This window comes from Streptomyces sp. NPDC058375 (assembly GCF_042723425.1).
GTDB classification, from domain to species: Bacteria; Actinomycetota; Actinomycetes; order Streptomycetales; family Streptomycetaceae; genus Streptomyces; species Streptomyces durocortorensis.
In genome coordinates, this window is sequence record NZ_JBHXJG010000462.1 from 1 (window position 1) to 2,244 (window position 2,244).

Annotated in this window: 2 protein-coding genes; both read right to left on the reverse strand. The window is 72.9% G+C overall.

Annotated elements, in window-relative coordinates:
* Positions 1–90: 90 nt before the first annotated feature.
* Positions 91–1,059 carry a prolipoprotein diacylglyceryl transferase gene (lgt, locus tag ACFWM7_RS35020; RefSeq protein ID WP_383268753.1) on the reverse strand — a complete coding sequence of 323 codons (969 nt, stop codon included), beginning with the start codon at positions 1,057–1,059 and terminating at the stop codon, positions 91–93.
* A gap of 130 nt (positions 1,060–1,189) precedes the next feature.
* Positions 1,190–2,140 carry a thioredoxin domain-containing protein gene (locus ACFWM7_RS35025; protein ID WP_383268757.1) on the reverse strand — a complete coding sequence of 317 codons (951 nt, stop codon included), beginning with the start codon at positions 2,138–2,140 and terminating at the stop codon, positions 1,190–1,192.
* Positions 2,141–2,244: the final 104 nt, after the last annotated feature.

Here is a 2,244-nt window from a genome sequence, read left to right on the forward strand (position 1 = left end):
GCCCCCGAACCGCGCACCGTCCCTGCCGCACCCACCCCGCCCGGCGAGCGGGAGGTGGTGCGGGGTGCGCCCCGGGAGGGCGCGGGGGGGTCAGCTCTTCTCGGCCGCCGCTTCGGTGCTCTCGGCGGTGCGGCCCTTGCCCGGCTCGTCCTTGCCGAGCAGATCCTTCTTCGCGTCGGCGTCCTCCGCGTCGGCGTCCGCCGTCGCGGAGCCGTCCTTGTCGGAGTCCTTCCCGGGGGTGGAGTCCCGGTCGGGCTCGACGATCTCCTCGCGGCCCGGGCGCAGCTTCGCGGAGACCACGATGTAGGCGACGGCGAGGACGAAGACGATGATCGCGGTCCACACGTTCAGGCGGAGGCCCAGGATGTGGTGGGCCTCGTCGACCCGCATGTACTCGATCCAGCCGCGCCCGGCGCAGTAGGCCGCGACGTACAGCGCGAACGCCCGTCCGTGGCCGAGCTTGAAGCGGCGGTCGGCCCAGATGACCAGCAGCGCGACACCGATGCACCACAGCGACTCGTACAGGAAGGTCGGGTGGTAGGTCCCGGCGGCCCGGTTCGGGCCCTCGCTGATCTCCAGCGCCCAGGGGAGGTCGGTGGGCTTGCCGTACAGCTCCTGGTTGAACCAGTTGCCCCAGCGCCCGATGGCCTGGGCGATCGCGAGGCTCGGGGCCATCGCGTCGGCCCAGGCGGGCAGCGGGATGCCCCGGCGGCGGCAGCCGATCCAGGCGCCGACCGCGCCGAAGGCCACCGCACCCCAGATGCCGAGGCCGCCCTCCCAGATCTTGAAGGCGTCGACCCAGTTCTCACCGTCGCTGAAGTACAGCTGGTAGTCGGTGATCACGTGGTAGAGCCGTCCGCCGACCAGACCGAAGGGCACCGCCCAGACGGCGATGTCGGCCACGGTGCCGGCTTTGCCGCCGCGGGCGATCCAGCGCTTGTTGCCGAACCAGACGGCGACGAAGACACCGATGATGATGCAGAACGCGTAGCCGCGGAGCGGGATCGGGCCGAGCTCGATCACGCCGGTCGACGGACTGGGAATGGAGGCAAGATTCATGGCGAGGTCGACGCTACCCTGCCGGGTGGTGGGTACGGCAAGCCACCCGGCAACGTCTGGGTAACGAGGACCGCGTCACGGACGGGCCACGCGAGCCCGGCCCGATCGGCAAGGCACCCCGGGGGTCCGGTCAGGAACCGGCGGCCGACGAGGGGGCGGCCGGGGTGGATGGCGGGGTGGCGGACCCGTCGGCCGGAGCAGAGCCGTCGGCCGGGGCGGACGGGGCGGCGGATCCGTCGGCCGGGGCGGACGGATCCGTGGACCCGTCGGCCGGGGTGGCGGTGCCCGGCTTCTTCCCCTTGTTGGCCTCGGCGACCCACTTCTTCAGGTTCTCCGGGGAGATCTGCTCGTCGCCCTTGGCGGGGAAGACGGACTCCCCGTTGAGCAGCACCGTCGGCGTGCCCTGGAAGCCGCCCTCGCGGAACGCCGTGTCGGACTTCTTCACCCAGCTGTCGTGCTCGCCGTCCTCCACACAGCTGCGGAAGCCCGGCGTGTCGAGTCCCTCGACCTCCCCGGCCAGCTCGATCAGCCGGCTGTTCTTGGCGAAGGCGTCGTCCGGCTCGGGAGGCTGGTTGCTGAAGAGGACGTCGTGGTACGGGGCGAACTTGCCGTCGTCCTGGGCGCAGGCGGCGGCGTTGGCGGCGCGCAGCGACCCGGTGCCGCCGAGATTGCCGTCGATGATCGTGGCCAGGTGGTACTCCACCCGGATCTGGCCGTCGTCGGCCAGCTCGGTGATCGTGTCCCGGAAGGCCGTCTCGAACTGGGCGCAGACGGGGCAGCGGAAGTCCTCCCAGATCGTGAGGGTGGACGGGGCGTCGGCCGCGCCGACCGGGAGGGTCAGGGCGGCCTCGCCGATCGCGCCGGACGGGGCGACCGCCGGGCCGGAGGCGGAGTCGCCGCCGTCGTCCTTGCCCGCGTTGGCCGCGATCAGGCCGACCACGGCGGCCAGGCCGAGCACCCCGACCACCGCCGAGGCGACGATCAGCGTCCGGCGGCGCTTCTCGCGCCCCTTCTCCCGCTCGCGCTGCTGGGCCAGGCGCTCACGCGCGCTTCTGTTTCCCTCAGGGATCTTGTCGCTCACACCCGGGGCGTGCCGCGGGCGGCGGGTCGAGGCGCACCGGCCGGCCGCGCGCCGCGCGGATCACCCAGAGGGACCACAGCACGGCGAAGGCGGCGTAGCCGAGG